Here is a 23,991-nt window from a genome sequence, read left to right on the forward strand (position 1 = left end):
GATGGGCCGATCGTTTCGCGACGGCACCGGGCAAGGCCCGATGCCGTGCGCGTCAGGCCATCAGCAGGTCTCAGGCGACCTGCTTCTCAGCTTCGATCTTCCGGTTCGCCGCGACCTTCGGCATCGTCTTGTCGGATGCGATTTCGATCCTGCGCGGCTTCATCTCTTCGGGAATCTCGCGCTTGAGATCGATCGTCAGCAAGCCATTGACAAGACGGGCGCCGACAACCTTGACGTGATCGGCCAGTTCAAAACGGCGCTGGAAGGCTCGGCCGGCAATGCCGCGATGCAGGTAATGGCTGTTGTCCTCGCCGACCTTCTGGCCAGACACCATGAGCATGTTCTGCTCCTGCGTGATGGTCAGTTCGTCTTGGCTGAAACCGGCGACCGCCATGGTGATGCGGTAGTCGTCCTCATCGGTCTTGGCGATGTCATAGGGCGGCCAGTTGTCGATCGGCTCGCCTCTGCTCGCAGCCTCGAGCGCGTTCAGCATGCGGTCGAAGCCGATGCTCGACCTGAACAGAGGGGTAAAGTCGAATGTCGTTCTCATAGCTACATCCTCCATTGAGCAACATAGATACGAGGAGCGCCAAGGATGCGGCGCTCCTTGACCTTCGCTGGCCCTTTCAGGCGCCAGCAAAATCGATCTGGGAATTCAATTCCACCGCGTCAAGAGGCAGGGCGGCAATCATCATGGCGCCCGAAGGCATCGCCGAGCCGATCGGTCTGCCGGCTGCCGATGGGGAGGTTCAACGGTTCGACGCCGGCCATGCGGCAGCCTTGACACGGTGCGGGTGGCCAACCATCTCGACGTCGGGCGTTCGCTCATGGCGCCCCCTATTGCTTGCTCGCAAAAAGACTTGAAACAAACGGAGGAAGTGATGAACGACGTTCGGTTTCCCGAACCAGTCAAGCTCGAATTTCCCGCCGCTTCGCGCAAGGTCGCCAGCAGCTTCGAGGCATTGGAATGCCTGGATCAGCAATGGCCCGAATGGGCGCAGGAACGGAGCTGGCGCGCCGCAGAGCGGGCCTGCCGCGACGCGCTGGACGGCTGGCGCAGCGGCCGTGAGGCTTATAACGCTTTCAAGAAAGCGGCGAAACGCGCCGGCCTGATACCGGCGGATGGCCGTTCCGCGCGCCGCAAATTCCGTCCGGTAAGGATAACCGGAGGCTTGCGACCTGACGTCACGCTCAGTGGATGGCAATGATCCCGTCGACCGCGCGCCATTCCGAAGGTTGGATGAGGCGATGGTGGGCGACGCGCACGGAATGCAGCGCGCCCACCAGTTCACGCTCCCAATAGCCCAGGAATTCTTGCAGCTCCGGAAACTCCGGCGCCAGGTCATATTCTTGCCAGACGTAGAGCTGCAGCAGGCTCGGGTGATCGGGAAGATGGTAATGGATCTCGGCGGTGGTCAGCCCGTAGCCAACCATCTGCAGTCGGAACTCCCTGCTGACCGTGTTGACCATGTGCTTCTCCTTGACGATTTCATGCGTCCAGTCGGTCAAACATGTGCCGATGATCGGTTGCCGGATATGGCGTCGCAGCCTCGACATCGAGTTTGCACAAGGCATCCATGATCTGATCGAAGGTTACCGGCCGCCCGGTACCCGGCGGCTGACGCAGCGCCGGCATGGATTCCACAGCGCAGGCATCCGAAGCCCAGGACGACAGAATCGCCCGCTTTTCCTGGAGATCGAGCGTCTCGTCCTTCAAGACCTCGTCGGGATGCTTGAAATGCCTGGCCGGCGCCAGCAGGCGATCGAGCGAATAGTCGGATGTTTCGGGGGCAAGAGAGGGAATTATCGGCGAAAACGTCTGGTGGTTCATCGATGTCCTCCGTCTGCAAGAACTCCTCGACAGCGTTCATGTTTCCAGGCTGCTCATGGGAGCAGCAGCAGCGATAATTTTGTCTGCGAGTCGCGAAAATTCAAGCGGCAAAATCTCCCGTTCGAACGAAATAGCTGCACGATAACAGTCTGTTGGCACTCTCATACGCCGAGTGCTAATTTTTTTTCATCGGCCCCTTGAAACCCGAAAATCCCAAAACTAGCTCGATATGCGCGCGCGATGCCCGAGAGGGTCGCGTCGCCCCGCACCGGCCGATATTGCCGGTCCGGTGCGGAGGAGCCTCAAAATCTGTTTGTCCTTGAAGGAGAACGACATGGCGTTCCGTCCATTGCATGACCGTATCCTGGTCCGCCGCATCGAAGCCGACGAAAAAACGGCGGGCGGCATCATCATCCCCGATACCGCCAAAGAGAAACCGAGCGAAGGCGAAGTCATCGCCGTCGGCTCTGGCGTTCGCGACGACGGCGGCAAGCTGGTCGAACTCGATGTGAAGGTCGGCGACCGGATCCTGTTCGGAAAATGGTCCGGCACCGAGATCAAGCTGAACGGTGAGGACCTGCTCATCATGAAAGAGAGCGACGTGATGGGCGTGATCGAGCAGACTGCCACGCTGAAGAAGGCCGCCTGACGGCTTTTTCAAACAGTCAACCAGTCAATGAAAGCTGCCTAAAGAGGAGTTATCCAATGGCTGCCAAAGAGGTGAAATTCCATACAGATGCCCGCGAGAAGATGTTGCGGGGCGTCGACATCCTCGCCAACGCCGTGAAAGTGACGCTGGGACCAAAGGGCCGCAACGTCGTCATCGACAAGTCGTTCGGCGCGCCGCGCATCACCAAGGACGGCGTCACCGTCGCCAAGGAGATCGAGCTCGAGGACAAGTTCGAGAATATGGGCGCGCAGATGGTGCGCGAAGTGGCATCGAAGACCAGTGACATTGCCGGCGACGGCACGACCACGGCAACCGTTCTTGCGCAAGCGATCGTCAAGGAGGGGGCCAAAGCCGTGGCCTCGGGCATGAATCCCATGGACCTGAAGCGCGGCATCGACAAGGCCGTCGACGCGGTGGTCGCAGAGCTGAGGGCCAACGCCCGCAAGGTAACGAAGAACGACGAAATCGCGCAGGTCGGCACCATATCGGCCAATGGCGATGCCGAGATCGGCCGCTTCCTGGCCGAGGCGATGGAGAAGGTCGGCAACGAAGGCGTCATCACGGTCGAGGAAGCCAAGACCGCCGAGACCGAGCTCGAAGTCGTCGAAGGCATGCAGTTCGACCGCGGCTATCTCAGCCCGTACTTCATCACCAACCAGGACAAGATGCGCGTCGAGCTCGACGAGCCCTACGTGCTCATTCATGAGAAGAAGCTCTCCAACCTGCAGGCCATGCTCCCCGTGCTTGAAGCGGTGGTGCAGTCAGGCAAGCCGCTGCTGATCATCGCCGAGGACGTCGAGGGCGAAGCGCTGGCCACGCTGGTGGTCAACAAGCTGCGCGGCGGTCTGAAGGTCGCTGCCGTCAAGGCCCCGGGCTTCGGCGACCGTCGCAAGGCCATGCTCGAGGACATCGCCATTCTCACCGGCGGCACCGCGATTTCGGAAGATCTCGGCATCAAGCTTGAGAATGTCACGATCCAGATGCTGGGCCGCGCCAAGAAGGTGGCGATCGAGAAGGAGAACACCACGATCGTTGACGGCGTCGGCCGCAAGGAAGAGATCCAGGGCCGCATCGCCCAGATCAAGGCGCAGATCGAGGAGACGACCTCGGACTACGACCGCGAGAAGCTGCAGGAGCGGCTGGCCAAGCTCGCCGGCGGCGTCGCGGTGATCCGCGTCGGCGGCTCCACCGAGGTCGAGGTCAAGGAACGCAAGGATCGTGTCGACGACGCGCTTCATGCGACCCGCGCGGCTGTCGAGGAAGGCGTGCTGCCCGGCGGCGGCGTCGCCCTGCTCAGGGCCGCAAAAGCGCTCGATAACGTGGCCGTCGACAATGCCGACCAGAAGACCGGGGTCGAAATCGTTCGCCGCGCGATCGAAACGCCGGTGCGCCAGATCGCCGAGAACGCGGGAGCCGAGGGGTCGATCATCATCGGCAAGCTGCGCGAAAAGGCGGAGTTCGGCTGGGGCTGGAATGCCCAGACCAACGAATTCGGCGATCTCTACACGCAGGGCGTCATCGACCCGGCGAAGGTCGTGCGCACCGCGCTGCAGGATGCCGCCTCGGTCGCGGGCCTGCTCGTCACCACGGAAGCCATGGTGGCCGAGAAGCCTAAGAAGGAAGCACCGGTCCCGGCGATGCCGGGCGGCGGCGGAATGGACTTCTAAGCGCGGGCAGACTGCTCGCTCCCCACGTGGGAGCGAGCATCGCCTGATCGATTGGGGAGAGTATCATGAATGTGATGACCGGCGAGGGAACCGTTCCGGCCCCGACATGCTCGGCGAGCGAATTCCTCGCCTATGAAGAGGAATGCCGAAAGGTGCTCAAGCCGCTGCTGACGGGCTTGCTGGACGTGGCCGAATCCGCGGGCTGGAACCGGCGCACGGTGGCCTCGACACTCATGTTCCTGTCGGCGCAGCACGTGTCGGCGGCATCGGGCGTGTCCGCGGAGAGCCGACCCTGATGCTCGAATTTCGCACTTTGCGGCAGGGCGGCGTCGAGCTGTCCTCGCGGACAAGCCCGTTGTTCGGCACGCCGCAGTCGCAACGCTATCGAATGGAGGCTCGAGTCATGAGAAACATGCGCTTTGAACAACCTGTCACGGTCCTGGTAGGAATGGGTTTCCCGGTGACGATCGAGAACGTGATGGAAGCATATTCCCTGCTTCAGGACTGGCCCGCCACCGGCAGCAACGGGGCCCATGCGGTCGCGCTCAACGCCTGCAAAGCCGGCATTGCCGGTGAGGTTGATCCGGAGATCGTGCGGGCAACCCTGGTCGCCTTCGCGCGTCGCAATGACATACTGGTGCCGAACTCGCTGGTAGCGAAAACGACCTCGCGGACCGAATCCGCGGGCCGGACCGCGTAGTCCACCAGCCGTCTCGCAAAACCGCGCCGCGGGCGCCTCCAAGCCGGCGCGCCCGGACCCTCGCCCGCGCCGCGACGAAGTGCAAGCCGGTCGGCGGCGCCGACGAGCGCCACAGTCTTGCCCGCGAGGATGCAGAACCCCGCAATCCAACACATTAGACGAATGGTTTGGCCCTTTGAGACCGCATGGCCGCTTGCGCGCCGTGCCGCTCGGGTCGAAAGATTTTTCTCGCGCCTGTCGAAATCGGCACAGGCCGCGCGACATAGGGTCGGCCCGCGATCAAGCGGCCTTCGAGAAACGGGAGAAGACCATGCGATACATGCTTTTGATCTATAACGACGAAGCCGCAATGGCGAATGCATCAAAGGAGCAGATCCAGCAGACTCTCGCGGCCTATGGCGCCTATACCGAAGCGCTGAAGAATTCCGGCGCCTGGTTGGCCGGCGACCGGCTGAAGCCGACCCAGGCGACGACCTCGGTGCGGATGGCCAACGGCAAGACAAGTGTGCTCGACGGCCCCTATGCCGACACCAAGGAACAGCTCGCCGGCTTCTACATGATCGAGGCCGACGATGCCGATGCCGCCATCGCCTGGGCGGCGCGCTGTCCGGCGGCCAGCGTCGGCACGGTCGAGGTGCGGCCGATCTGGGAAATGGCCGAGTACGCATCCGAGAAATGACCTTGTGATGGACGATCGCTCTGAGATTGCACGGGCGGCGGCCGAAGCGGCCGCCCGGCAGAGTTACGGCAAGCTGATCGCCTGGCTCGCCGCCCGCACACGCGATGTTGCCGGCGCCGAGGATGCACTGGCCGATGCCTTTGCGGAAGCGCTTGAGCGTTGGCCGACCACGGGCGTGCCGCAGAAGCCGGAAGCCTGGCTGCTTGCGGTGGCGAGGCGGCGACGCGTCGACGCAGTGCGGCGGCGGCTGACCGGCGAGGCGGCCCGCGAGCACCTGCGGCTGCTCGCCGAGGAGATGGAGACGCGCATGCCGCATGACCACTTGCCCGACGAGCGGCTGAGGCTGATGTTTGCCTGCGCCCATCCGGCGATCGAGCCCGGCGTGCGCGCGCCGCTGATGCTGCAGACCGTCCTCGGTTTCGACGCCGCCACCATCGCCTCGGCCTTCCTGATGTCGCCGGCGACGATGGGCCAGCGCCTGGTGCGCGCAAAAAACCGCATTCGCGAGACCGGCATTCCCTTCCGCTTGCCCGAACGGAGCGAGCTTGGCGAACGGCTCGACGCCGTGCTGGAAGCGATTTACGCGACCTTTGCCGAAGGCTGGTCTGATCCGGCAGGCACCGAGACCAGGCGGCGCAACCTCGCCAGCGAAGGCATCTGGCTCGGCCGGCTGGTGGCCTCCCTGATGCCGGAAGAGCCCGAGGTGCTGGGCCTGCTCTCGCTGATGCTGTCGGCCGAGGCCCGCCGGGCGGCCAGGCGCAGCGCCGAAGGCGACTTCGTGCCGCTTGGCGAACAGGATTGCCGGCTATGGGACCGCGCCCTCATCGATGAGGCGGAAGCGTTGCTTTCCCACGCCGCCACCAAGGCGGCGATCGGCCGCTACCAGCTCGAGGCGGCGGTGCAGTCGGCCCACGCGGCACGACGCCTGACCGGCGGCACCGACTGGACCGCGATCCGTAACCTCTATGATGCGCTGCTGGCGATAGCAGGTTCGCCGGTGGTGGCGATCAACCGCGCCGTGGCAATCGCCGAAGCCGAGGGTGCGGCGGCGGGGCTGGCGGCCCTTTATGTGCTCGGCGACGACAGAAGGCTCAACGACTACCAGCCTTATTGGGCCGCCCGCGCCGGCCTGCTTGGCAGGCTCGGCAACGCCGCGCTGGCCGCGGAAGCCTATGACCGGGCGATTGGCCTCGAGCACGACCCGGCCGTGCGCCGCTTCCTGCAGGGCAAAAAGGCGAAGCTCGTCAGAAACTGACGCGCGGCACGTTTTAAGCTCCCAGCCCGTCGAACAGGATCGTCGAAAGATAACGTTCGGCGAAGGACGGAACCACGACCACCAGGTTCTTGCCCTTGTTCTCCGGGCGCGAGCCGACGACAATCGCCGCCTGCAGCGCCGCGCCCGACGAGATGCCGACCGGCACGCCTTCGAGGCGGGCAACGAGGCGCGCATTGGCGACCGAATCCTCGTTCGAGACCCTGACGATCTCGTCATAGATCGAGGTGTCTAGGATCTTGGGCGCGAAGCCGGCGCCGATTCCTTGAATCTTGTGGGGACCCGGCTGGCCGCCGGACAGCACCGGTGAGGCTTCCGGCTCGACGGCCACGACATGCAGAGAAGGCTTGCGCTTCTTCAGCACCTGGCCGACGCCGGTGATTGTGCCGCCGGTGCCGATGCCGGCGACAAAGATATCGACCTCGCCATTGGTGTCGTTCCATATCTCCTCCGCCGTGGTGCGGCGGTGGATTTCCGGATTGGCCGGGTTCTCGAACTGCTGCGGAATGATGGCGTTGGGCAGCGTGGCGGCGAGCTCGTCGGCCTTGGCGATGGCGCCTTTCATGCCTTTCGGCCCTTCGGTCAGCACCAGCTCGGCACCGAGCAGCGCCAGCATCTTGCGCCGCTCGACCGACATGGTCTCCGGCATGGTGAGGATCAGCTTGTAGCCTTTGGCGGCGGCGGCGAAGGCCAGCGCAATGCCGGTGTTGCCCGAGGTCGGCTCGATCAGCGTGGTCTTGCCGGGCGCAATCTTGCCGGCCTCCTCCAGCGCCTCGATCATCGAGACGCCGATGCGATCCTTGACCGAGGCGATCGGGTTGAAGAATTCGAGCTTGGCCAGCACATTGGCGACGACGCCCTTCTCCCTGGCGAACTTGTCCAGCCTGACCAGCGGCGTATCTCCAATCGTCTCGGTGATCGAGTTGAAGATGCGGCCGCGGCCGGGCACGCGCGCGGAAGAGACAGGCTTGTTCATCGGTTTCGCTCCCAAGGCAATGGCGATAAGGCAAACAGAATAGGACTTTCAGCCGCGCAAGATAGGCTGGAGGCCGAAAATATCCGAGTGGGGCGGCGGCTGAAAACCACGTCGCGCCGGAAAACTTTCACCGGAGTCCCGAAGGTCACGATATAGCCGAAGCCTCTCAGCTTCGTCATCCCAGGGCGTAGCAGTCGCGAAGCGACGTCGCGGAGACCCTGGGATCCATTCCGTGACCTCGGAGCGCCTCTGCGGTGCAGACCTGGAGATCGGCGGCCGCGTCTGGAATGCTATTCTCGATCGCTGCGCTTTTCTGCCTGCGTCACGGCATGGATCCTCGGGTCTGCGCCGCGTCGCTGCGCTCCTTGCTCCGCCCGAGGATGACGAAAACCCTACTGCCTTGCCGCGATGGCCGCGGCCGCGCTCATCATGAAGCCGGCGGCGGTGCGGTTGAGCAGCTTCAGCGCGCGCGGCGACTTCAGGAACCAGCGCGCCTTGGCGGCCAGCGCCAAATAGGGCACCAGCACCACGAGCAGCACGACGACGGTGAGCGCAACCAGGATGCCGTAGTCGGCCGGCGTGATGGTTTTCAGGTCGACGATGGTCGGCGTGATGGCGAGATAGAAGATCATCGTCTTCGGGTTGCCGAGCGTCACCGTCAGCCCGGCCAGGAAGCTTGCCGCCAAGCCTCCCTTGCCCTTGCGCGCCTCGACCGTCTCGGGCGTGATGCCGCTGGTCCAGAAACGCCAGGCGAGGAAAGCGAGATAGGCAACGCCGAGCCATTTGACAGCCAGAAAAACCATGCCGAAGGTCTGCGCGACGAAGGCAAGGCCAAGTACGACGGCGGTGAGATAGGTGAGATCGCCGAGCATCAGGCCGAACGACATCGCCAGCGACGAGCGGAAGCCGGAACCGAGCGCCCGCGCCACAAGGGCGGTGACGCCGGGGCCGGGAATGGCGGCGGCGACACCGAGAGCGGCGCTATAGGCGATAAATCCGGTGAGTGTCATGGTTGCATGCCCTGGATCAGGATGCGTTCGTCGCATGAATCCGATCGGGAATGAATTCACTGGAGTTGGATTCGATTGCACCAGAACCGTCCGCCTTGACGCTGCCCCTCATCCGGCCGCTTCGCGGCCACCTTCTCCCCGGCGGGGAGAAGAGGTAGGGCGCCGGCGCCTCTGCTCCTCTCCCCCTCGGGGAGAGGTCGGATTGCCCCGAATTGCCCTCGCAATTCGGTTGGCAATCCGGGTGAGGGGGCCTGCCGAGGTCGTGGAACTCGATCAGGACTGACCGTCGCCGTGGGTGACGCGCCAGATGGTGCCGTTGCCGTCCTCGGTGAGGATCAGCGCGCCGTCCTTCGCCACCGCGACGCCCACCGGCCGGCCCCAGACGGCGTCGTCGGAAATGACGAAGCCGGTGGCGAAATCCTCGTATTCGCCGGTCGGCTTGCCGTCCTTGAATCTGAGCCGCACCACCTTGTAGCCGGTGCGCGCGCCGCGGTTCCACGAGCCGTGCAGGGTGACGAAGGCATCGCCCTTGTACTCGGCCGGGAAAGCGCCGCCTTCATAGAAGGCGATGTTGAGCGGCGCCGAATGCGCCTGCATCAGCACATCCGGAACCGTGACCTTGCCGGCAAGGTCCGGACGCGCGCCCTTGTAGCGCGGATCCTCATTGTCGCCGATGTAGTACCAGGGCCAGCCGTAGAAGGCGCCGTCCTTGACGGCGGCGGCATATTCGAAGGGCACGTTGTCGCCGAGCTCGTCGCGCTCGTTGACGACGCACCAGAGTGCACCCGTCGCCGGCTGCACGGCCATGCCCGAACAATTGCGCAGGCCGGTAGCGACAGTGCGCCGGTTGTTGCCGTCGGGATCGAAGGCCAGCACGTCGGCGCGGCCCTGTTCCGCGCCCCAGGCTTCGCCCAGCGGCTGCGATTTCGCCCATTCTTCGACACCACCCTTCGGCCTGGCGCTCATGTCCTCGGCGATGTTGGAGCCGGAGCCGACCGACAGATAGAGCGTCTTGCCGTCGGGCGAGAAGGCGATGTCGCGGGTCCAATGGTGGCTGGCGGGGACCTTGGCCACGACGGTTTCCGGCTTGCCGGACGCTTCCAGGTCGCCGTCGCGATAGGGGAAACGGACGACGCTGTTGCTGTTGGCGACATAGACCCATTGCGGCTTGCCGCCCGGCGGGTAGAAGGCGATGCCGTAGGGCCGCGTCAGGCCCTTGGCAAAAACGCTTTTCTCGGCCGGCTTGGCGCTGCCTTCGGCAAGGCGGTAGATACGTATCTGGCCAGCCTTGCTGTCGGCGACGAACAGGTCGCCGTTCGGCGCCACGCGCACGACACGCGGATTTTCGATGCCGGAGGCGACGAGCTCGACGGAAAAGCCTGATGGGACGATCGGCTTGGCGTCTTCAGGGCGATCGGCGAGGCCGCCGCCGTTCGAGGCGGATTCAGTGACGTAAGGCTTTTGCTGGTCATCGGGCTTGATCAGCCGGCGCACGCCGGGCTTGTCGGCCTTCCAGTCGCCAAAGGCGGCGTTGCCGGTCAGCACCGGCTGGTCCGCGGCTTGCGCGAAGGCGCTGGCGGCCAGAAGCAGGGCAAACCCCGCAAAGCCGGCGATCCTGATCATGCTGTCCTCCTCTGATAGATGCAGCCACGAACGCCAGATATTGGCCAGGCGTCTCAAAAGAGAAGCGCGTGCACGCGGATTTGAGGTGAAAGCACGGGCAACTCAGCTCTCTTCGACGCCCAGATCGTCATCGAGGCGCTTTTCCAGCGCGACGAGGTCGTCCGGCAAGGGCAGGCCCATGGCGCGCATTTCCCTGAGCTTTTCGCGCAGTTGCTCCTGGATTTCGTGCTCGTCCTCGGGCTGGTTGACCATTTCCTCGAGCAGCAGGCTGATCTGGGCCTTCAGCGATTCCAGCGCCATCACGCACCCTCCCCTTTGCGGCGGGCCTGACCGCCACGCCTTATCTTAGCATGCGCGAAATAAGCTGCGCCGTATAGTCGACCATCGGCACGATGCGGGCGTAGTTCAGCCGGGTCGGGCCGATGACGCCGAGCGCGCCGACGACGCGGGCGTCCTTGTCGCGATAGGGGGCAACGACCAGCGACGAGCCGGACAGCGAAAACAGCTTGTTCTCCGAGCCGATGAAGATGCGCACGCCTGGCCCTTCCTCGGCGAGGTCGAGCAGCTGCAGCAGCCCGTCCTGCGTCTCCAGATCCTCGAACAGATGGCGCAGCAATTCGAGATCGGCCTGGGCGGTGACGTTTTCCAGAAGGTTGGCGCGGCCGCGCACGATGAGACGCGCCGGCAGGCCGCTTTCAGCGCCCGCCCAGACGGCCAGGCCCTTCTCGACCAGGTCCTGCGACAGCGTGTCGAGGGCTGCCCTGGTCTCGTCCTTAATGCGGGCGATCTCGATACGCGCCTCGGCCAGGGTGCGGCCCCTTATATGGGCGTTGAGGAAGTTGGAGGCTTCGTGCAGCTGCGAGACGGTGATGCCGGCCGGCAGGTCGACGACGCGGTTCTCGACGTCGCCGTTCTGCGACACCAGAACGGCGAGCGCCTTGGCCGGTTCGAGCTGGATGAATTCGATATGCTTCAGCGCCACCTCGTTCTTGGCGGCGAGCACCAGGCCGGCGCCGCGCGACATGCCGGACAGCATCTGGCTGGCCTCGGTCAACATATGCTCCAGCGTCGCGCCCGAACCGGAAGCGCGCACCTGCGCCTCGATGATGCGGCGCTCCTCGTCGGAAAGATCGCCAAGCTCCATGAAGGCGTCGACAAAGAAGCGCAGGCCGGCCTGGGTCGGTAATCGCCCTGCCGAGATGTGCGGCGCGTAGATCAGCCCGAGATGCTCAAGATCGCTCATCACGTTGCGGATGGTGGCTGGCGACAGCGAGGAGGGCAGGATGCGCGACAGGCTGCGCGAACCGACCGGCTCGCCATCCCTGAGATAGGAATCGACGATGCGCCGGAAGATATCGCGCGAGCGCATATCAAGCGCCTGAAGGGCGGGCGCCTGAAGCACCGGCGGTTGCGAAGCGGGATCGACTGCCTTGTTCATTCGAGCCAGAAACCTCCGGCCCAAGGATATAGATACCGGCGCCCCTGGCGCAACCCAGGTGCCGCGTTCGCGATCACCAGTGCCGCTCTTGCGGTTTCCCGGTGCAGCTTTTGCGGTCGCGTGCCCGTTTTCCTTGCGCCCCGGTTTTCCTTTGCGACTTGCGGCGCATGCGTCTACAAGCCGCCAACGATCCCGGAACAGGATGAAAAGAGCCTCGATGCGCCCCTCCAAACGCCAAGCCGATGAAATGCGCGCCATCTCCTTCGAGCGCGGCGTCTCCAAGCATGCCGAAGGGTCGTGCCTGGTGAAGTTCGGCGACACGCATGTGCTGTGCACGGCGAGCCTTGAGGAAAAGGTGCCGGCCTGGATGCGCAATTCCGGCAAGGGCTGGGTGACGGCCGAATACGGCATGCTGCCGCGCTCGACCGGCGAGCGCATGCGGCGCGAGGCATCCGCCGGCAAGCAAGGCGGCCGCACGCTGGAGATCCAGCGGCTGATCGGCCGTTCGCTGCGCGCCGTGGTCGACCTGCAGGCGCTCGGCGAACAGCAGATCACCGTCGATTGCGACGTCATCCAGGCCGATGGCGGCACCCGCACGGCGTCGATCACCGGCGGCTGGGTTGCGCTCTATGATTGCCTGCGCTGGATGGAGGCGCGCCAGATGGCGAGTGTTGCCAAGGTGCTGAAGGACCATGTCGCGGCGATTTCCTGCGGCATCCATGACGGCCAGCCGGTCATCGATCTCGATTACCTGGAGGATTCCTCGGCCGGCACCGACGCCAATTTCGTCATGACCGGCAAGGGCGGCATCGTCGAGATCCAGGGCACCGCCGAGGGCGAGCCGTTCTCCGAGGAGCAGTTTTCGGCGCTGATGGGGCTGGCGAAGAAAGGTATTTCGCGGCTGATAAGTTTGCAGCAGATGGCGGTGGCTTAGGTTTGAAATGCCGAGCCTGGGCCCCCCTCTCTGTCCTGCCGGACATCTCCCCCTCAAGGGGGGAGATTGGCTGTTGCGTCGGCTTTCGCCAATCGCCGACGTTGCAAGACGTGCGGCGGCATCGAAACTGCTGATCTCCCCCCTTGAGGGGGAGATGCCCGGCAGGGCAGAGAGGGGGGCCTCGTGACACCTTCGGCTATCCTAGAATCCGCCCTTTACGTCACAGACCTACACGCCGCCGAAGCCTTCTACCGCGACATCATCGGCCTCGAAGCGCTGGGCAAAGTCGAAGGCCGCCACGTCTTCTTCCGCTGCGGCAAAGGCGTGCTGCTGCTCTTCAACGCCGAAGCGACCAAAATTCCGCCGGCGCCCGATGCCAGGCTGAAGGTGCCGCCGCACGGCACGGTGGGGGAAGGCCACCTCTGCTTTGCCGCAAGCGCCGACGAGATCGCCGGCTGGCGCAAGCATCTCGCGGCGAAAAACATCGTCATCGAAAGCGATTTCGAATGGCCGCAGGGCGGACGCTCGATCTATATCCGCGACCCCTCGGACAATTCGATCGAATTCGCCGAGCCAAGGATCTGGGGCCTTTGATGCATCAGCTCAACGGACACAAAATCGTCGTCGCCAGCCACAATGAAGGCAAGTTGCGCGAGTTTGCCGAGCTGATGGCGCCATTCGGCTTCGAGGCGAAATCGGCCAGGGACTATGGCCTGCCCGAACCCGACGAGACCGGCACCACTTTCGAGGAAAACGCCTGTATCAAGGCCTTCGCCGCGGCCAAGGCGACCGGCCTGCCGGCGCTGTCGGACGATTCCGGGCTGTGCGTCGACGCGCTCGACGGCGCGCCCGGCGTCTATACCGCCAACTGGGCCGAGACGCCGGGCGGTTCGCGCGACTTCGGCATGGCCATGCAGCGCACCGAAGTGGCGCTGCAGGAGGTCGGCGCGACCGAGCCTGCGCAACGCACCGGCCGTTTCGTCGCCGTCATCTGCCTGGCGTTTCCCGACGGCGACGCCGAATACTTTCGCGGCGAAGTCGAGGGCACGCTGGTGTGGCCACCGCGCGGCACGCTCGGCTTCGGCTATGACCCGGTGTTTTTGCCCGATGGTTTCGAAAAGACCTTCGGCGAGATGACCGCGCAAGAAAAGCACGGCTGGAAGCCCGGCCAGCCGACGGCCCTGTCGCATCGCGCCCGCGCGTTCCAGAAATTCGCGCAAGCGCGGCTGGATTTGGCCCGGCTGGGATCGCCATGAGCGCGGTGACCATGCCGCTCGACCGCAGCCCCGGCTTCGGCGTCTATATCCATTGGCCGTTCTGCGCGGCCAAGTGCCCTTATTGCGACTTCAACAGCCATGTCCGCCACCAGCCGGTCGACCAGGAGCGATTTGCCCACGCCTTCGAGACGGAGCTGGCGACAATGCGCCAGCGCATCGGGCCGCGCGAGGTGACCAGCATCTTCCTCGGCGGCGGCACGCCATCGCTGATGAAGCCGCAAACCGTGGCCATGGTACTGGACGCCGTGGCGAAGAACTGGACGGTGCCTGCCGGCATCGAAGTGACGCTGGAGGCCAATCCGTCCTCGGTCGAGGCCGAGCGTTTTCGCGGCTATCGCGCGGCGGGCGTCAACCGCGTGTCGCTGGGCGTGCAGGCGCTGAACGACAGGGATCTGCGCTTCCTCGGGCGGCTGCACAATGTCGAGGAAGCACTGCATGCCATCGGGCTGGCCCGCGAAATCTTTCCGCGGCTGTCCTTCGACCTGATTTACGCCCGCCCCGGCCAGACGCTCGAAGCCTGGCAGGCGGAGCTCACCCAGGCAATTGGCCATGCCGCCGATCACCTGTCGCTCTACCAGCTGACCATCGAGGAAGGCACGCCCTTCCACGCGCTGCATGCGGCGAAGAAATTCATCATCCCGGACAACGACCAGGCCGCCGATCTTTATGCGCTGACCCAGGAGGTCACCGCCGCGCACGGCCTGCCGGCCTATGAGATTTCCAACCACGCGCGGCCGGGCGCGGAGAGCCGGCACAATCTGACCTACTGGCGCTATGGCGAATATGTCGGCGTCGGACCCGGCGCGCATGGCCGCTTCGTCGAGAACGGCCGCCGCACCGTGACAATCGCCGAGAGGATGCCGGAAACCTGGGCCAATCTGGTCGAGGCCAGGGGCCATGGCATCACCGGCGGCGAGATTCTCACGCGCTCGGAGGAGGCCGATGAGTTCCTGCTGATGGGGCTGCGTCTGGCCGAGGGCATCGACCTTGCCCGCTACGAGACGTTTGCCGGGCGCGGCCTGTCGAGCGCGCGGCTCTCGGTGCTGCAGGAAGAAGGGCTGGTGGCGCCGGTCGGCAATGCACGCCTGCGTGCCACAACCGCCGGCATGATCGTGCTGGATGCCGTGGTGGCGGATTTGGCCAGGTAACCGTTTGAAGAACGTCCTGTTCGTCTGCAGCCAGAGCCGCCTGCGCAGCCCGACCGCCTTTCGCTTCGTCATCCTCGGGCTTGACCCGAGGATCCATGCCGTGACCGTTGACGTGGAGTGCAGCAGAGCAGAATTCTGCGCTGTTGGCGCAGCTTCGATGTAACGGCATGGATCCTAGGGTCTGCGCGCGTCGCTTCGCTCCTTGCTCCGCCCTAGGATGACGAAAGCGGCAGGCGTCTGCGCCCAGATGGGAGGCGGAGGCCTAACCCGCTTCTCTCACCGAATCTATCGCCGGGCTGCGCTTTGAGGCGGCGCGGCCATTGGCATGGCTGTGGAGTTCGAGGACGGCGGCGATCAGCGCCGCGGTGTGGCGACGGTCAGGTCTTCAGCAATGTGTCCTCTATTGTTTGTGAGAAGGGGTTCAGGTCCGGCGGCATTACAGAGCCGCGGCACGTATTCGGGCGTGAGCCAGGGCGAACTCCTCGGCATAGGGACACGCTGAGGCCATCGCCACCTTGATGCGACGAACCGAGACGCGCACCTGCGCGCCGATCTTCAGCAGTTTCAATCTGATCGTGCCGCAACTGGCGTTGGCGAGCCGGGTATGGGCAAGACCGAGGCGACGCAAGGCGCAGATCAGGACATACGCAAACGAGGCGAACCACAGCCGCAGCTGATTGGCGCGCATGGTGTTGGCACTGGTGCGATCAGCGTAGAGGTCGAGCTGGCACTCCTTGATCCGGTTCTCCATGTCGCCGCGGGCGCAGTAGAGCTCCTCGTAAAGCACCCGTGCCGCCCAGCGCCCCGGCTTGAGTGACGTCACGATGAAGCGCGGATTGGCGCCCTGCGTCGTCCATTCGGCCTTGGCCACGACCCGCCTGCGGCGCGACCAGCTGTCTTTTGTCGACCACCTGAAGTCGCGGAAGACCCGGGCGGCCTGCCCGCTTGCCCGAGATGCCAGGCAGGCTTCCTTCAAGGTCGGGGCGATCTTGGTTTCCAGCCGTTCATTGCGGGCGAGGCCGAAGACGTAGTCGACGCGATTGATCTCGCACCAGGCCATCAGTTCCTCGCGCGCAAAGCCGGAATCAGCGCGCAGGATGATGTGGACCCTGGGCCAGGTTTTGCGGATCTGGGTCACGATCCGCTCAACCTCCTCGACCGCTCCTTTGCTGGCATCGATGTTGGAACGCCTGAGCTTTGCCGCCAAAAGGTGCCGGCCGCAGAAGATGTAGAGCGGCAGGTAGCAGTAGCAGTTGTAGTAGCCGTGAAAGAACCTGCCTTCCTGCCGGCCGTGCAGCGGATCATCGGTGGCGTCGAGATCGAGCACGATCTCGGCCGGCGGCTTGTCGTGGGCTTTTAGGAACAGGTCCACGAACAAGGCCTCCAACGCTAGCCTGTCGTAGCTGATCTTGTGATAGCGTCGTCGGCTCCCCGACCCGGCCATGCTCCAGCCGGTTGAGCGTCGACTTGCCAGCAAGCACCGCACAATCGTCTCGCTTCGGCGTCAAGCGTTCCGACACAAGTGCGAGCACCGGGTCGTGGCGAAGCGTGTCGTGGTCGTCGATGTCCTCGTATCCCAGCGCGATCGCTGCGATGCGTTGCCCGACCAACGTGCGGACGCTGTGAACCGTGAGATCCGGATCGCGGTAATCGACGAAGCACGAGGCCACCCGGTCGAACAGCCCGATGGCCCGATCAACGTGACGCAGAAGCAAGGCGCCCGCGTCTGAGGTAATGGCTCCGCCGTCGAAACCAGCCACAACTTTGTGGCCGTCGAAGCCTTCAAATTCAAGCTGCTCGGAAGTACAGTGTGTCTGCATCGGACCCCGTTCCTGAATCTGATAACTCTTTGTTGCAAAAGCAGTTTCTCAGATTCTCGGGGCCGATGCACTTCTTTTGGTGAGATATTCGGGCTAAGCGTCTTGCTTGTGGCGGTGCTTGCCGCGGCCCTTTTCGGCGGGCGCCTCGCCGGAGCGAACCTGCTTGCCGTCCGCCTTGTCGCGGCGGGCGCCGGGTTGAACGGCGATCGGATGTGGGGGGATGCCCTCGCGGGCGGTCTTGGTTTCAAGTCGGCTGATGAAGATGTCGAAGCGATTGGGCATCGTCCGGTCCTGCCTCCTCCCGGGAATCAGGGATGAAATTCACCGATGTCGGTCTGGTTCCTCACTGTGGCGAAGGCATGGCGATTTCCTTACATCGACCTCACGTTTTGCAACGAGGCGTGAGCCATGCCAAACAGGGGTAGGGAGGGCATTCGGTGACCGGCGAAAAACGCAGCTACCTGATCGGGCAGACCGAGATTCCGGCGCGGCCGCTCGAGCCGGCGCTCTATCTGGTGGCGACGCCGATCGGGAATCTGGCCGACATCACTTTGCGCGCGCTGGAGACGCTGGCCGCCGCCGACGTCGTCGCCTGCGAGGACACGCGGGTTTCACGCGTGCTGCTCGAACGTTACGGCATCCGCCGCCGCACCACCGCCTATCACGAGCACAATGCCGGCGAGGCCGGGCCGAAACTGATCGTGGCCTTGCAGGCCGGGCAGAGCGTGGCGCTGATCTCGGACGCCGGCACGCCGCTCGTCTCCGATCCCGGTTACCGGCTGGTCGGCGAGGCGCTGGAGCATGGCATCCGCGTCGTGCCGATCCCCGGCCCGTCAGCGGCGCTTGCCGCGCTGACGGCTTCAGGGCTGCCCTCCGACGCATTTCTGTTCGCCGGCTTCCTGCCTGCGAAAAGCGGCCAGCGGCTGACGAAGCTGGAAAGTTTTCGATCGGTGCCGGCGACGCTGATCTTCTTCGAATCGCCGCGCCGGGTGGCCGAAACGCTCGGTGCCATGGTCGAGGCGCTGGGCGGGCAACGCAAGGCGGCGATCGGCCGCGAGCTTACCAAGACGTTCGAGGAGATGCGGATCGGCACGCTCGCCGAGCTTGCCGACCATTATGCGGCCGCCGACACGCCGAAGGGCGAAATCGTCATCTGCGTCGGCCCGCCGGAGGCGCATGAAGACCAGCCGGCCGACATCGACCGGCTGCTGTTGTCGCTCGCCGCCGAAATGCCGGCCTCCAAGGCGGCGGCGGAGGCGGCGAAAATGACCGGCGGCCAGAAGCAGGCACTCTACCGGCGGCTGCTCGACCTTAGGGAAGATGGCGGTGGCTGAGCGCTCTGCCGCCAGCCGCCAAAAGGCCTATCGGCGCGGCCATCGCGGCGAATGGCTGGCCGCGGTGGCGCTGATGCTGAAGGGCTACCGCATCCTTGCCCGCCGCCACCGCACAAAATTCGGCGAGGTCGACCTGATCGCCCGGCGCGGCGACCTGGTGGCTTTCGTCGAGGTGAAGGCGCGCCGCACGCTGGTGGAGGCGATGGAGGCGATCGCCTACGAATCGGAGCGCCGCATCGAGGGCGCCGCCGATATCTGGCTGTCGCGCCAGCCCGACTATGGCCGGCTGTCGATACGCTTCGACATGGTGGCGGTGCTGCCCTGGCGCTGGCCGGTGCATGTCGAGAATGCGTTTTACGGGCGGAATTGAAGGGCGATCCGGCGGGACGCTGGCGCGAGGCCCCCCTCTCTGCCCTGCCGGGCATCTCCCCCTCAAGGGGGGAGATCAGTCGTCACTGTCCGAACCGGATAGATAGGTAACAGAATGGACCGATTAGATGGGTGACAGTTTTCTTGTCCGCCGGGAGGACCGGCGATGGTTTGGCGAGAGACTGGGCTCATGGATGAGCGGCTTCGTTTTGTTGCGGAATGCCTATCTGGCGAGGAGACGATGACGCAGCTTTGTGCTGCCTTCGAGATCTCGCGCAAGACCGGTTACAAATGGCTTGGACGTTACCGGGCGTTCGGGCCGGAAGGCCTGCACGACCAGCCGCGGGCGCCGCTCGAGCACGGCCGTGCCACGGCAGCGGAGCTGGTGGAGCGGATCGTGGCGCAGAAGGAAGCGCATCCGCTGTGGGGGCCGAAGAAGATCATGGCCCGGCTGAAGCGGGCGGAGCCCAGCTGCAGCTGCTGGCGGCGGTGTCGACAGCCGGCGAGATTCTGAAGCGGCATGGCCTTGTCGGGCGTCGGCGCGCGCGCTGGAGAGCGGCGGGCAACGGTCCATGGCCGGAGCCTGAGGCGGCGAACGCGCTGTGGACGGGAGATCACAAGGGCTGGTTCCGGACCGGCGACGGCTGGCGCTGCGAGCCGCTGACGGTGATGGATGGGGCGTGCCGCTACCTGTTGGCGCTGGCGGCGATCGGCTCGACGTCGGAGGGTGAAGCCTGGCCGGTGTTTGAACGGACATTCGAGGAGCATGGCCTGCCGGATCGGTTCAGAAGCGACAATGGGGCGCCGTTCGCGTCAGCCGGCGTCACCGGGCTGACGCCGCTTGCGGTGCGCTTCATCAAGCTCGGTATCGTGCTGGAGCGCATTCAGCCGGGCAAACCGCAGCAGAACGGATGCCATGAGCGCTTCCACCTGACCATGCTGCCGCTGGCCAAGGCGCCGGAGGCCGACAGGGCCGCCCAGGCTCGGGCTTTCGAGGCTTTCCGGCGCGAGTATAACGAGGAGCGCCCGCACGAGGCGCTGGGTATGGACACGCCGGCACAGCATTACCGCCCCTCGACCCGCGCCATGCCGAAGACGACACCAGAGCCGGACTATCCGGCCGAAGCTGCGGTGCGCAGCGTGCGCCAAAACGGCGAGATCAAGTGGAACGGCGACTTCATCTACGTCTCAAAAGCGCTGGCCGGTGAAGCGATTGCCGCAACCGAGACCGAGAATGGGGAATGGGCACTCCACTTCTATGCCCATCCGCTCGGCTTCATTGACGGCCGACACAAGAAACTGGTCCGCCGCAGTGCCGTTCAACCCCGACCAGACGGCACTGCGGCGGACAGCAACTCAGGGAGAAAACTGTAACCCATGTATCCGGTTCAAAGTGTTACCCATCTATCGGCTGGACATCACCTACTGTTTTCGCCAATTATCAAGTTGAAGAAGAGGCGCCGGCGCTGAAGCTAATCTCCCCCTGGAGGGGAAATATCCGGCTGGACAGAGGGGGCGGCGAAGGAACTCCACGGAGCAGGTGCCCATCACCCCCAGACCATCAGCGCCGCCAACCCGACGATACCGACCACGAGCCGCCACCAGCCGAACAGCGAATAGCCGTTGCGCGAGACGTAATCGAGCAGGAAACGGACGACGAACAGCGCGGTGACGAAGGCGGCGACGAAGCCGATGGCGATGATCGGCAGGTCGGCCGAGGTCAGCACGTTGCGGTTCTTGTAGAGGTCGAAGGCGAAGGCGCCGACCATGGTTGGAATGGCCAGGAAGAAAGAAAATTCCGCCGCCGAGCGCTTGTCGACGCCCAAGAGCAGCGCGCCGACGATGGTCGAGCCGGAGCGCGAGGTGCCGGGGATCAGCGACAGGCATTGGAACAGGCCGATCTGCAGATAAAGCCGGGTCGGGAAGCGCTCGACGTCTCGATAGAACGGCTTCAGGTTCATGCGGTCGACGGCGAGCAGAATGACGCCGCCGATAATCAGCATGATGCAGATCAGCCGCGGCGATTCGAACAGGATGGTTTTGATGAAATCATGCGCCAGCGCGCCGATGATGGCGGCCGGCAGGAAGGCGATGAGGATGCCGATGACGAAATGCCGGGTCAGCCGGTCATAGGGCAATTCGAGCAGCATTTTCCACAGGCGGCGGAAATAGACGCTGAGGATCGCCAGGATGGCGCCGAGCTGGATCAGGATCTCGAAGGCCTTGCCGGTCGAGTGGAAGCCGAGGAAGTGGCCGGCAAGCAGGATATGGCCGGTGGACGAGACCGGAATGAACTCGGTCAGGCCCTCCAGCAGGCCGAGCAGCAGGGCTTCGACGACGGTCTGGCTTTCCATGGCAACCTCGGGATCGGGGATTGAGAGAAGGGCTTGCTTGTCACGGCGCGGAAGTCCCCCTATAGGTCGCTGCACCGTGACGGGCCGGATACGGGCCGCCAAGACTTACCGGCGTAACCTGCGATTCGCCAGTGCGCCCTATCATCGCGGAACCATGCTGACGCTTTTCCACCATCCGATGTTCGCCACTTGCCGGTTCGTCCGCCTCGCCTTCGGCGAGTATGGCGAGGAACTGGCCCTGATCGAGGAAAAGCCGTGGACGCGGCGCAAGGAGTTCCTGGCGCTGAACCCGGCCGGCACGCTGCCGATCCTGCTTGCCGAAGGCGACGTGCCGATCGTCGGCGCCACGGTGATCTCCGAATATCTAGACGAAACGCGCGGCGTCCTGAAGCGCGACAAGAGGCTGTTCGCCGAGGACCCGATGCAGCGCGCCGAAATCCGCCGGCTGATCGACTGGTACCTCAACAAGGCCGAAAGCGAGGTCACCCGTCATTTGGTGCGCGAGCGCGTGCTGAAGCCGGTGATGCCGGAGGCGGCGGGCGGCGGCTCGCCCGATTCGGCGGCGATCCGCGCTGCGCGCGCCAACATCCGCCAGCACATGAAATACACCAACTGGCTGGCCGGCACCCGCCACTGGCTGGCCGGCTCGAGGGTCACCTATGCCGACCTCGCCGCCGCCGCAACGCTTTCGGTGCTCGATTATCTGGGTGAGATCGATTGGCGCGAGCACACGGCGGCGCGGGAGTGGTATACGCGGGTGAAATCGCGGCCTTCCTTCCGGCCGCTGCTGACCGACAGGGTGCGCGGCCTGTCGCCGGTGTCGCATTATGCGGACCTCGACTTCTAAAACGCTGCGCGCGCTGGTCGACGCGGAGGCGCGGCGCGCCGGTTTTGACGCCGTCGCGGTGACCACGCCGGATGCGATCCCGTTGGCGCCGGCGAGACTCGCTGAATTCGTCGCCGACGGCTTTCATGGCTCGATGGACTGGATTGCCGAAACGCTCGAACGCCGCGGCAAGCCTTCGACGCTGTGGCCCGAGGTACGCTCGATCGTCGTGCTGGCGATGAATTACGGCCCCGACCGCGATCCGCGCGACATTCTCGCAAGGCGCGACCGCGGCGCGATCTCGGCCTATGCGCAAAACCGCGACTATCACGAGGTGATGAAGGGACGGCTGAAGGAGATCGCCGGCAAGATCGTGGCGCGGGCAGGCGGCGACGTGAAGGTGTTTGTCGATACCGCGCCGGTGATGGAAAAGCCGCTGGCGGAAGCGGCTGGACTCGGCTGGCAGGGCAAGCACACCAATCTGGTCAGCCGCGACCACGGCTCCTGGCTGTTCCTCGGCACCATCTTCACCACGGCCGAGCTGGAGCCGGATAAGCCTGAGATCGACCATTGCGGCTCCTGCCGCGCCTGTCTCGACGCCTGCCCGACCGACGCTTTCCCGGCGCCCTACCGGCTCGACGCGCGGCGCTGCATCTCCTATCTGACCATCGAGAACAAGGGGCCGATCCCGCGCGAATTCCGCGAGGCGATCGGCAACCGAATCTATGGCTGCGACGATTGCCTGGCCGCCTGCCCGTGGAACAAGTTCGCCGCCGCGGCGTCCGAGGCCAAGCTGGCTGCCCGCGACGATCTGCGCGAGCCGGCGCTGGCCGACCTGCTGCGGCTCGACGATGCTGACTTCCGCACGCTCTTCTCGGGCTCGCCGATCAAGCGCATCGGCCGCGACCGTTTCATCCGCAACGTGCTGATCGCCGCCGGCAATTCGGGCGATGCTTCGCTACTCGCCACCGTGCGCCGCTTGCTCGACGACGCCTCGCCGCTGGTGCGGGGAGCCGCCGTATGGGCGCTGTCGCGGCTGATGCCCAAACGTGACTTTGCGGGATTGACCGCCGATGCCCTGATGGCCGAAACGGACGCTTCGGTGCGCGACGAATGGCTGTCGGCGCAGCCGGATGAGGCCAATGCATGAGCGAAAAGCGCGTCTTCATTTTCGGCGCCGGCTATTCCGGCATGGCTTTCGCACGGGCCAATGCGCATGGCGCCAGGATCGTGGGAACCACGCGTTCGGCCGAAAAGTTCGAGGTGCTGCGGCAGGCCGGCATTGCGCCGCTGCGCTTCGAAGGTACGCTGACGCCGGAGATTGGCGATGCGCTTGCCGACAGGACGCATCTTGTCGTCTCGGTAGCGCCGGAAGAGTCCGGCGACCCGGTGCTGAATGCTGCCCGTGAAGCAATCAAGGCAAGAATGCCGGCGCTCGAATGGATCGGTTATCTCTCGACCGTCGGTGTCTATGGCGACCACCGCGGCGCCTGGGTGGACGAGACCACCGCATGCAAGCCGGTGTCGAAACGTTCGGTGATGCGGGTGGCGGCGGAAGAAGAGTGGCTTCGGCTCGGCCAGGAGATCGGCCGGCCGGTGGCAATCCTGCGGCTTTCCGGCATCTACGGACCGGGCCGCAACGCGCTGGTCAGTCTCGAGGACGGCACCGCGCGGCGGCTGGTCAAGCCCGGCCAGGTGTTCAACCGCATCCATTGCGACGACATCGCCGGCGCGCTGTGGCATCTGGCGGCTAAAAATCTCGGCGGCATCTTCAACGTCACCGACGACGAGCCGGCGCCGCCGCAGGATGTCGTCGCCTATGCCGCCGGGCTGATGGGCATCGAGCCGCCGCCGGAAATTCCGTTCGAGACCGCCCAGCTTTCGCCCATGGCGCGCTCCTTCTATAGCGAGAACAAGCGTGTCGCCAACAAGGCGATCAAGGCGGCCGGATATGGCTTTCGCTTCCCCAACTATCGCTCGGCGCTCGACCGGATGTGGGCCGACGGCAACTGGCGTAACGGCGCGGCGCGCAGCCCGATGAAGCGCTCGTGATCGAAGAGCC

General features: G+C 64.8%; 26 protein-coding genes and 2 pseudogenes. 17 read left to right on the top strand and 11 right to left on the bottom strand.

Annotation, left to right across the window (positions count from 1 at the left end):
- Nucleotides 1-70 precede the first annotated feature (70 nt).
- A complete protein-coding gene (locus FJ974_RS03440) occupies nt 71-550 on the bottom strand; it encodes an Hsp20 family protein (RefSeq protein WP_140538888.1) in 480 nt (159 codons plus the stop codon).
- Between the two features lie 244 nt (nt 551-794).
- Here FJ974_RS03440 and FJ974_RS03445 point away from each other — a divergent pair, with 244 nt between their 5' ends.
- On the top strand, nt 795-1,208 hold the full coding sequence (locus FJ974_RS03445; RefSeq protein ID WP_226891463.1) for a DUF982 domain-containing protein: 414 nt from the start codon (nt 795-797) through the stop codon (nt 1,206-1,208).
- On the opposite strand, the gene FJ974_RS03450 is transcribed toward FJ974_RS03445, so the two are convergent.
- Both FJ974_RS03450 and FJ974_RS03455 read right to left on the bottom strand, forming a co-directional pair.
- Nucleotides 1,192-1,470, bottom strand: coding sequence for an usg protein (locus FJ974_RS03450; RefSeq protein ID WP_140538889.1), 279 nt, complete (start codon nt 1,468-1,470; stop codon nt 1,192-1,194). The two genes, FJ974_RS03445 and FJ974_RS03450, sit on opposite strands and share 17 nt — an antisense overlap.
- Before the next feature lie 19 nt (nt 1,471-1,489).
- Nucleotides 1,490-1,831: a hypothetical protein gene (locus FJ974_RS03455; RefSeq protein WP_140538890.1), complete on the bottom strand. Its 342-nt coding sequence runs from the start codon at nt 1,829-1,831 to the stop codon at nt 1,490-1,492.
- Between the two features lie 334 nt (nt 1,832-2,165).
- On the opposite strand from FJ974_RS03455, the gene FJ974_RS03460 reads away from it, so the two are divergent.
- The 6 genes from FJ974_RS03460 (at nt 2,166) to FJ974_RS03485 (ending at nt 6,802) form a co-directional block, all read left to right on the top strand.
- Entirely contained in the window at nt 2,166-2,480 is a 315-nt protein-coding gene (locus tag FJ974_RS03460; RefSeq protein WP_140538891.1) for a co-chaperone GroES, read from the top strand.
- 56 nt (nt 2,481-2,536) lie between these two features.
- Nucleotides 2,537-4,168 carry a chaperonin GroEL gene (groL, locus tag FJ974_RS03465; RefSeq protein ID WP_140538892.1) on the top strand — a complete coding sequence of 544 codons (1,632 nt, stop codon included), beginning with the start codon at nt 2,537-2,539 and terminating at the stop codon, nt 4,166-4,168.
- A gap of 65 nt (nt 4,169-4,233) precedes the next feature.
- Nucleotides 4,234-4,464: a hypothetical protein gene (locus tag FJ974_RS03470; protein WP_140538893.1), complete on the top strand. Its 231-nt coding sequence runs from the start codon at nt 4,234-4,236 to the stop codon at nt 4,462-4,464.
- Nucleotides 4,464-4,868 carry a DUF982 domain-containing protein gene (locus FJ974_RS03475; RefSeq protein ID WP_226891465.1) on the top strand — a complete coding sequence of 135 codons (405 nt, stop codon included), beginning with the start codon at nt 4,464-4,466 and terminating at the stop codon, nt 4,866-4,868. The genes FJ974_RS03470 and FJ974_RS03475 overlap by 1 nt, the downstream gene beginning before the upstream one ends.
- Nucleotides 4,869-5,178: 310 nt before the next feature.
- Entirely contained in the window at nt 5,179-5,547 is a 369-nt protein-coding gene (locus FJ974_RS03480; RefSeq protein ID WP_140538894.1) for a YciI family protein, read from the top strand.
- Nucleotides 5,548-5,554: 7 nt separating this feature from the next.
- Nucleotides 5,555-6,802, top strand: a complete 1,248-nt coding sequence (locus FJ974_RS03485) for an RNA polymerase sigma factor (protein WP_140538895.1) — start codon at nt 5,555-5,557, stop codon at nt 6,800-6,802.
- Nucleotides 6,803-6,815: 13 nt separating this feature from the next.
- Here FJ974_RS03485 and cysK read toward each other — a convergent pair whose 3' ends face one another.
- The 5 genes from cysK to hrcA all read right to left on the bottom strand — a co-directional run bounded on the left by cysK (nt 6,816) and on the right by hrcA (nt 11,867).
- The gene (gene cysK, locus FJ974_RS03490) at nt 6,816-7,796 is read right to left on the bottom strand and encodes a cysteine synthase A (protein ID WP_140538896.1); all 981 of its coding nucleotides are present in this window, start codon (nt 7,794-7,796) and stop codon (nt 6,816-6,818) included.
- Between the two features lie 392 nt (nt 7,797-8,188).
- Nucleotides 8,189-8,806 (bottom strand): LysE family translocator, encoded by a 618-nt coding sequence (locus FJ974_RS03495; protein WP_140538897.1) that lies wholly within the window; start codon nt 8,804-8,806, stop codon nt 8,189-8,191.
- Between the two features lie 273 nt (nt 8,807-9,079).
- On the bottom strand, nt 9,080-10,429 hold the full coding sequence (locus tag FJ974_RS03500) for a PQQ-dependent sugar dehydrogenase (RefSeq protein ID WP_140538898.1): 1,350 nt from the start codon (nt 10,427-10,429) through the stop codon (nt 9,080-9,082).
- A 102-nt stretch (nt 10,430-10,531) separates the two neighbouring features.
- Nucleotides 10,532-10,729 (bottom strand): hypothetical protein, encoded by a 198-nt coding sequence (locus FJ974_RS03505; protein ID WP_140538899.1) that lies wholly within the window; start codon nt 10,727-10,729, stop codon nt 10,532-10,534.
- Between the two features lie 40 nt (nt 10,730-10,769).
- On the bottom strand, nt 10,770-11,867 hold the full coding sequence (gene hrcA, locus FJ974_RS03510) for a heat-inducible transcriptional repressor HrcA (protein ID WP_140538900.1): 1,098 nt from the start codon (nt 11,865-11,867) through the stop codon (nt 10,770-10,772).
- A 217-nt stretch (nt 11,868-12,084) separates the two neighbouring features.
- On the opposite strand from hrcA, the gene rph reads away from it, so the two are divergent.
- The 4 genes from rph to hemW all read left to right on the top strand — a co-directional run bounded on the left by rph (nt 12,085) and on the right by hemW (nt 15,226).
- The gene (rph, locus tag FJ974_RS03515) at nt 12,085-12,801 is read left to right on the top strand and encodes a ribonuclease PH (RefSeq protein ID WP_140538901.1); all 717 of its coding nucleotides are present in this window, start codon (nt 12,085-12,087) and stop codon (nt 12,799-12,801) included.
- A gap of 183 nt (nt 12,802-12,984) precedes the next feature.
- Nucleotides 12,985-13,395, top strand: coding sequence for a VOC family protein (locus FJ974_RS03520; protein ID WP_140538903.1), 411 nt, complete (start codon nt 12,985-12,987; stop codon nt 13,393-13,395).
- A complete protein-coding gene (gene rdgB, locus FJ974_RS03525; RefSeq protein ID WP_140538904.1) occupies nt 13,395-14,057 on the top strand; it encodes an RdgB/HAM1 family non-canonical purine NTP pyrophosphatase in 663 nt (220 codons plus the stop codon). Before FJ974_RS03520 ends, rdgB begins: the two co-directional genes overlap by 1 nt.
- On the top strand, nt 14,054-15,226 hold the full coding sequence (gene hemW / locus FJ974_RS03530; RefSeq protein ID WP_226891466.1) for a radical SAM family heme chaperone HemW: 1,173 nt from the start codon (nt 14,054-14,056) through the stop codon (nt 15,224-15,226). The genes rdgB and hemW overlap by 4 nt, the downstream gene beginning before the upstream one ends.
- Nucleotides 15,227-15,662: 436 nt before the next feature.
- Here hemW and FJ974_RS03535 read toward each other — a convergent pair.
- Together FJ974_RS03535 and FJ974_RS03540 are read right to left on the bottom strand one after the other, a co-directional pair.
- Nucleotides 15,663-17,046, bottom strand: a pseudogene (locus FJ974_RS03535) (IS1380 family transposase).
- A 93-nt stretch (nt 17,047-17,139) separates the two neighbouring features.
- A complete protein-coding gene (locus FJ974_RS03540) occupies nt 17,140-17,328 on the bottom strand; it encodes a hypothetical protein (RefSeq protein ID WP_140539326.1) in 189 nt (62 codons plus the stop codon).
- 155 nt (nt 17,329-17,483) lie between these two features.
- On the opposite strand from FJ974_RS03540, the gene rsmI reads away from it, so the two are divergent.
- The 3 genes and pseudogenes from rsmI (at nt 17,484) to FJ974_RS03560 (ending at nt 20,123) form a co-directional block, all read left to right on the top strand.
- Nucleotides 17,484-18,380 (top strand): 16S rRNA (cytidine(1402)-2'-O)-methyltransferase, encoded by an 897-nt coding sequence (gene rsmI / locus FJ974_RS03545; protein ID WP_140539325.1) that lies wholly within the window; start codon nt 17,484-17,486, stop codon nt 18,378-18,380.
- Nucleotides 18,373-18,750, top strand: a complete 378-nt coding sequence (locus tag FJ974_RS03550; protein ID WP_181177353.1) for a YraN family protein — start codon at nt 18,373-18,375, stop codon at nt 18,748-18,750. Before rsmI ends, FJ974_RS03550 begins: the two co-directional genes overlap by 8 nt.
- A 165-nt stretch (nt 18,751-18,915) precedes the next feature.
- Nucleotides 18,916-20,123: pseudogene (locus FJ974_RS03560) on the top strand (integrase core domain-containing protein).
- Nucleotides 20,124-20,296: 173 nt separating this feature from the next.
- Here the strand turns inward: FJ974_RS03560 and FJ974_RS03565 are convergent.
- Nucleotides 20,297-21,103 (bottom strand): undecaprenyl-diphosphate phosphatase, encoded by an 807-nt coding sequence (locus FJ974_RS03565; protein ID WP_140538005.1) that lies wholly within the window; start codon nt 21,101-21,103, stop codon nt 20,297-20,299.
- Between the two features lie 154 nt (nt 21,104-21,257).
- Here FJ974_RS03565 and FJ974_RS03570 point away from each other — a divergent pair, with 154 nt between their 5' ends.
- The 3 genes from FJ974_RS03570 to FJ974_RS03580 are packed head-to-tail and all read left to right on the top strand — an operon-like array spanning nt 21,258 to nt 23,981.
- The gene (locus FJ974_RS03570; RefSeq protein WP_140538003.1) at nt 21,258-21,950 is read left to right on the top strand and encodes a glutathione S-transferase family protein; all 693 of its coding nucleotides are present in this window, start codon (nt 21,258-21,260) and stop codon (nt 21,948-21,950) included.
- On the top strand, nt 21,931-23,079 hold the full coding sequence (queG, locus tag FJ974_RS03575; RefSeq protein ID WP_140538002.1) for a tRNA epoxyqueuosine(34) reductase QueG: 1,149 nt from the start codon (nt 21,931-21,933) through the stop codon (nt 23,077-23,079). Before FJ974_RS03570 ends, queG begins: the two co-directional genes overlap by 20 nt.
- Entirely contained in the window at nt 23,076-23,981 is a 906-nt protein-coding gene (locus tag FJ974_RS03580; protein WP_140538000.1) for an SDR family oxidoreductase, read from the top strand. The genes queG and FJ974_RS03580 overlap by 4 nt, the downstream gene beginning before the upstream one ends.
- Nucleotides 23,982-23,991 lie beyond the last annotated feature (10 nt).

The sequence above is a fragment of the Mesorhizobium sp. B1-1-8 genome (assembly GCF_006442795.2).
Lineage (GTDB): Bacteria > Pseudomonadota > Alphaproteobacteria > Rhizobiales > Rhizobiaceae > Mesorhizobium.